A 4,168-nucleotide genomic window follows, 5' to 3' on the forward strand; every position below is an offset into this window, starting at 1 on the left:
CTTCGCTTCCACGTAGTGCGTGGTCGGGGCGTCGTGCGGGGTCCACTCCCCCGCGCGGTATTCGCCGGTGTTCTCGATGACGCGCAGCTTCACGATCTGTACGCGGCCCGCCTGCACGGCCTCGGGGTCGGCGGCGAGGTTGCCGGTGATGGTCCTGGTACTCATTTGCCTTCTCCTGCTGGTTCGGTTCGTGGGTCGTCCCGTCGACGTCGGCGGGATCTCGTCTGTGGCGTCAGCCGCGGGGTTGTCAGTGGGGCGCGGCTCTATGCCCCAGGACGCGAGAGCGTCGCGTCGGGTGACCTCGACGGGCGGCTCGGACAGCGCCCTGCGCTGTTCGAGCTCGGCGCGCGTCACGGCGTAGGCCGGGAGACGCCGCTCGTCGCCGTAGGCGAGGCGGTAGTACCGATCGGCCTCGTTCTCCGCCCAGTCGACCTCGCCCTGCCGGTCCGCGCGCCCGGCGAGATACCCTGCCCGGTACTCGTCGCTCTCGACGTTCGGGCCGGTCACGCTGCGTGCTTCTCGATGAGGTCAGGGCGGAACCCCGACCAGTGATCCTCGTCGCTCGCGACGACCACCGGGGCGGCGGAGTAGCCCAGCTCCTCCGTGACGTAGGCGAGCGCTGCGGGGTTCGTCGTGACGTCGACAGTCGTGTACTCGATGCCCTTCGCGTCGAGGGCTCGGTAGGTCGCGGTGCACTGCACGCACGACGGCTTCGAGTAGACGGTCAGAGCCATGAGGAATCCTCCAGATAGAACTCCATGTGCGCTTCGAACTCCTCGCGCTTCTCCTCGGCGCAGTGCGCGTGGATCCACCACCCGGCCGCGTCGCGGTCACCGGCCTTGTCGAGCATCTGCGCGATCACGTTGACCTTCTCGCAGGAGAGAGTGGGCGAGACGGTCATCGCCACGCGGAAATTCGCGAGGGCCGCGGTGTAGGTAGCGCCCGCGGTGAGGAACGCGGTCACCGCCTCGTCGTAGGCGTCCGCCGCCGCGAGATAGATCGTCACTGCGTCGGCCTTCGGCTGCTCGGTCATCGCTTCGCTCCTTCCGGGGTGTGCGCGTCGCCCTCGTCGTCGTCGGTCGCGTGCTCCGCGATCCACAGGTCGGCGGCCTCGTCTCGTCCGAATGCTCGCAGGAGTCCGGCCAACGCGTCGACCTCGCAGCAGCTCATCCGGACGGCCAGATCGTCGGCGGTGTCCCCGTGGGAGAACACGGACACGAACTCGGCCACCGCCTCCGGGAGGGTCGGTGTCTGCGGTTCGGTGGTGGCGGTGTCGGTCATGGTGAAGTCCTCTCGTCGTCGGGTCCCGGGCGGTAGTCCTGCCCTGCCCCTCCCCCTCGTTTTTTTGCCGTGATTCTCAATCAGATTTGTCAAGCCAGCGGGGGTGGTCTGGCCGGATCGTTCTTCCTTCTCTCCCAGCGTTTTTTTGCCTGGAAGGCACGTAGTGCCGAGCAGGGTCGGAGGTGGGAGCGCAACCCGGAGGGCGGAGGAGGAGAGGTTGTCGGCGCGATGGGAGGGAGCGCAGCGACCGCGTGCCGAGAAGCTCGGAGGAGCCGGCCGCGCAGCGGCTTGCGTGGACGCCGGAGGCCCGTACGCTGCCGAAGGCTTCCAGGCAAAAATTCGCGCAGCGCACGACACCGCGCCGGCCTGAGGTCGGCGTCCGCTTGTTCGCGATCTGATGCGCGGAATTGCGGCCGCTCGAAACGGTCCCGACGCTGGACGTCCTAGCGACCGCTCTGCAATGCAGAGTACAGTTGCTCTACACCACAGAGTGATCGGAGCATCATGTCGCTGACTCGCACGCCCTTAGAAGAACGGGTCCGAGACGCGCGGCACGTGTCATCACTTCCGCTGATCGTCTCCGGCGTCGGAGTGGTAACAGCCGGACTGCTGCCCCTGGCCGGTTCGACGCTCTTCACCGTCGGCTTCCTGATACCTGCCTTCACGAGCATCGCTCTCTGGCTCGTGTTGAGGGCTACTGCTGCTCACGCAGGTGTGGGAATGGGGCGCGAGCGCATGGGGCCGGTCGCGGCTGTCATCGCCACTATCTCGATCTTGACGTTTCTGCCCACGATGTTCGCCGGTCCGGCCTTCCTCGTTGAGTTCGTCGGTCCGGCATTCCTTGTCGGGGTGCTCCTGTTCGCGATCGGTTGGCGACTCGAGAATCGCAGCCAGTGGCTTGCTGGCCTCGGGGTGGCAGTAGTTTCCCCCTTCCTCTTCAACAGTTTCTTGCAGGGCGCCGCCGCCGAGAGCGGGTTGACCCCGGGTGATTCCTACGGTTCCACGCCTCTGTCGATCGATGGCGTCGTTCTCGCGATCGCCGGCATCACCGTCGTCGTTCTGGGTATTACTGCTTTCCGGCAGGAGACGGGACGTGCCCGTGACACCAGGCGCTGAGGAGTCGACCGACGACGAGTTCGCGTCCTTGGACGATGCCGTCCACCAACGAACACGTCTTGCGATTTTGACCATCCTTCACGAGGCTGGCGAAGCCGACTTCCGGTTCCTGCGCGCGACCCTCGACCTCACCGACGGCAACCTTGGGCGACACCTCGAAGTCCTACTCAGGGCCGGTCACATCACCACACGACGGGGCTACGACGGCCGCCGAGCCAAGAACTGGGTCGCTCTCACTCCTCAGGGCACCGCCGCCCTCAGCATCGAAGTCGAAGCACTGCGCGCGATTGTCGCGCGCGTCGATCGCGCGCAGAATCCCTGACCAGGATTACCCCGCAGCGAGGTGGTTCACCACGAGTGACGGTTGCCGATGCCCTCCCACGGATTCCCGCCAGCACCGAGACCACGAGCCGCCGACCCATCTGCGATCGTCCCTGACGCGAACGCGGCGGGCTCTGCGCCTGTGGGGTGATAGCTGGTCTGGTCGCGGAAAATTGCCCAGATGACGTTGATGCGGCGTCGGGCGAGTGCGATCAGTGCCTGCTTGTGCGACTTGCCCTCGCCACGTTTTCGCTCGTAGAACGAGCGAGAGACCGGGCAGTTCCTCGACGCGATGAACGCCGCTTGGAAGCAGGCGTTCAACAGCCGCCGGTCGTAGCGCCGTGGCCGGTGGTGGTTGCCGGAGATCTTCCCGGAGTCGCGCGGCACGGGAGCGAGGCCCGCGAAGCTGGCCAGCCGGTCGGGCGTCTCGAATGCGGCGAGGTCAGTACCGGTTGCGGCGAGGAAGTCCGCGGCGAGCCTGCGCCCAAATCCGGGGAGCGACACGAGCAGATCCGCAGAACTGCTGTCCTGTAGAACGGCGTCGATCTCGGCCTCGAGCTCGGCGAGTTCGTCGCGGATGCGGAGCAGATCGCGGGCGGACCGGCTCACCAGCCGGGCCGCGGCATCCTCCCCCGCGACGACCGAGGTCTGCTCGCGCGCGGCTTCCACCGCCGTCTTAGCGACGGCCGCGGACTTCCAACAGCCCTGCCCCTTCAACCACGACGCCAGACGGCTCTCCCCCGTCTGCCTGATCGCGGACGGCGTCGCGTACCGGGTGAGCAGCACCAGAGGTCCCCTGGTCGTCGCGTAGTTGAACGCTCCCTCGAGTGACGGGAAGTAGTGGACCAGGATGGCGCGTAGCCGATTTACGGCGCGGGTGCGGTCGTGCACCAGGTCCTCGCGCCGGGCTGAGAGCAGGCGCAGCTCCGCGGTGACGTCGTCGGCCTGCCGCATCAGCGTCACGTCTCGTCGGGTCCGGGCCTGGTCGGCGATGATGACCGCGTCCTTCGCGTCCGTCTTTGCCTCGCCTCGGTAGGCGCCCGAGGCGTGATGAACGACCCGGCCCGAGATGTAGAACAGCGGCTGCGCGTGGGAGCTGAGCAGCGTCTGCAGCAGCCCCGTTCCGCCGTGGTTGAGGTCCGTCGCCCACGCGACGTCGGTGCCACCCGGCAAGGAGGCGACGTCGCCCATCAGGGTCAGGATCGCTGACTCTCGGTTCTTGAAGCGCTGCGAGAGCAGCTTGGTTCCGTTGCCGTCGATGACGACGCAGTGGTGTTCGGTCTTGCCGGCGTCGATACCGGCCCAGAGTTGTGGCATGCAGGGTCCTTCCGTTGAGGGGTGCGGTGCGCGATGAACGACCTTGCCGGCATGTCCTTACGGGGCGATCTGGTCGCGTTTCTCAATGAGCGGTCCTGCCGTTGCGGGGTCCCGGGCGGCTAATCACGGCGTG

At 67.0% G+C, this 4,168-nt stretch carries 6 protein-coding genes and 1 pseudogene; 2 read left to right on the forward strand and 5 right to left on the reverse strand.

Translation table 11 applies throughout. The features are described 5' to 3' along the window. The 4 genes and pseudogenes from C5D04_RS17500 to C5D04_RS17515 form a co-directional block, all read right to left on the reverse strand. Positions 1-507: pseudogene (locus tag C5D04_RS17500) on the reverse strand (hypothetical protein); the annotation flags it as partial. After that, a complete protein-coding gene (gene nrdH / locus C5D04_RS17505) occupies positions 504-734 on the reverse strand; it encodes a glutaredoxin-like protein NrdH (protein WP_104224209.1) in 231 nt (76 codons plus the stop codon). The pseudogene C5D04_RS17500 and the gene nrdH, both read right to left, overlap by 4 nt. Beyond that, positions 725-1,033, reverse strand: coding sequence for a hypothetical protein (locus C5D04_RS17510; protein WP_104256210.1), 309 nt, complete (start codon positions 1,031-1,033; stop codon positions 725-727). Before C5D04_RS17510 ends, nrdH begins: the two co-directional genes overlap by 10 nt. Next, positions 1,030-1,281 (reverse strand): hypothetical protein, encoded by a 252-nt coding sequence (locus C5D04_RS17515; protein ID WP_104224211.1) that lies wholly within the window; start codon positions 1,279-1,281, stop codon positions 1,030-1,032. Before C5D04_RS17515 ends, C5D04_RS17510 begins: the two co-directional genes overlap by 4 nt. Before the next feature lie 504 nt (positions 1,282-1,785). Here C5D04_RS17515 and C5D04_RS18040 point away from each other — a divergent pair. Both C5D04_RS18040 and C5D04_RS17520 read left to right on the forward strand, forming a co-directional pair. Further along, on the forward strand, positions 1,786-2,397 hold the full coding sequence (locus C5D04_RS18040; RefSeq protein WP_146083192.1) for a hypothetical protein: 612 nt from the start codon (positions 1,786-1,788) through the stop codon (positions 2,395-2,397). Beyond that, positions 2,375-2,719, forward strand: a complete 345-nt coding sequence (locus C5D04_RS17520) for a transcriptional regulator (protein WP_258063703.1) — start codon at positions 2,375-2,377, stop codon at positions 2,717-2,719. The genes C5D04_RS18040 and C5D04_RS17520 overlap by 23 nt, the downstream gene beginning before the upstream one ends. A 26-nt stretch (positions 2,720-2,745) precedes the next feature. Here C5D04_RS17520 and C5D04_RS17525 read toward each other — a convergent pair whose 3' ends face one another. Further along, positions 2,746-4,035, reverse strand: a complete 1,290-nt coding sequence (locus C5D04_RS17525) for an IS110 family transposase (RefSeq protein WP_258063702.1) — start codon at positions 4,033-4,035, stop codon at positions 2,746-2,748. Between the last annotated feature and the right edge of the window lie 133 nt (positions 4,036-4,168).

This window comes from Rathayibacter sp. AY1D2 (genome assembly GCF_002932695.1).
GTDB lineage: Bacteria > Actinomycetota > Actinomycetes > Actinomycetales > Microbacteriaceae > Rathayibacter.